This is a genomic window from Pseudomonas sp. FSL R10-1350, from assembly GCF_009600525.1.
Classification (GTDB): Bacteria; Pseudomonadota; Gammaproteobacteria; order Pseudomonadales; family Pseudomonadaceae; genus Aquipseudomonas; species Aquipseudomonas helleri.
Genome location: NZ_WIVR01000169.1, coordinates 1 through 681 on the forward strand (window position 1 = coordinate 1; position 681 = coordinate 681).

Sequence of the window (681 nt, forward strand, 5' to 3'; positions counted from 1 at the left end):
GCTATACAGTTGTGATACAAAACAAATGATTTAGCCCACAAAACCTGGAGAATTTTGTATAGCACTTGTTATACAACTGGTGCCCAAATGGCCAAGTAACCATTTCGCGCCCGCGAAACTTTCCATTGAGCCGCAGGCGAATGGACAAGCTGTGAAGTGGGCCGGTAGGCCTACTTCACCTATCTTGCCCGCCTATTCAGCCGACTTAATCCGTTGCGCCTGCTGTTCTTTTTCCGTTCTCGTGCCTTTTTCTACCGTTCTTTTGGGGTTGTTTTGCATACGCTCAGCCGTTGTTTAAGGCGTCGGTCCTCTGCTACTGCAGTACAGCAGCCGCCAACAGCCGCTTGCGCGCCTCCTGAGCGCGCCGGGTCTCGTCATCGACTTGGCGGGTGACGTAGAGCGGCAGCGCCAGGCACTCGTCCTGGTCGTCGCCCGGCTCAATAAATCGCGGTACCGAATCCGTGCTGTTCATCCTGTCTCTCCCGTTCTACCTATTGAGGCAGTGCGCGGTATAGCGTGGCTCGATGAACGCCTAGGAGCCGTGCAACTTCGGAAACCGATTGCCCCCCGTCGATCAGCTGTCGTGCATGGGCGATCTGTTCTGGGGTTAAAACAGGTTTTGGGCCGAATCGAACGCCTTTAGCTTTGGCAGCAGCACGGCCAGCACTGGTGCGCTCACCA

General features: G+C 55.4%; 2 protein-coding genes. Both read right to left on the reverse strand.

Going from position 1 to position 681, the window contains the following annotated elements; all coding sequences use genetic code 11:
* Positions 1-313: 313 nt before the first annotated feature.
* Entirely contained in the window at positions 314-472 is a 159-nt protein-coding gene (locus GHO25_RS25680) for a hypothetical protein (protein ID WP_024265239.1), read from the reverse strand.
* Positions 473-491: 19 nt separating this feature from the next.
* On the reverse strand, positions 492-681 hold a 190-nt coding region (locus GHO25_RS25685), incomplete at its 5' end, for a helix-turn-helix domain-containing protein (protein ID WP_153393405.1).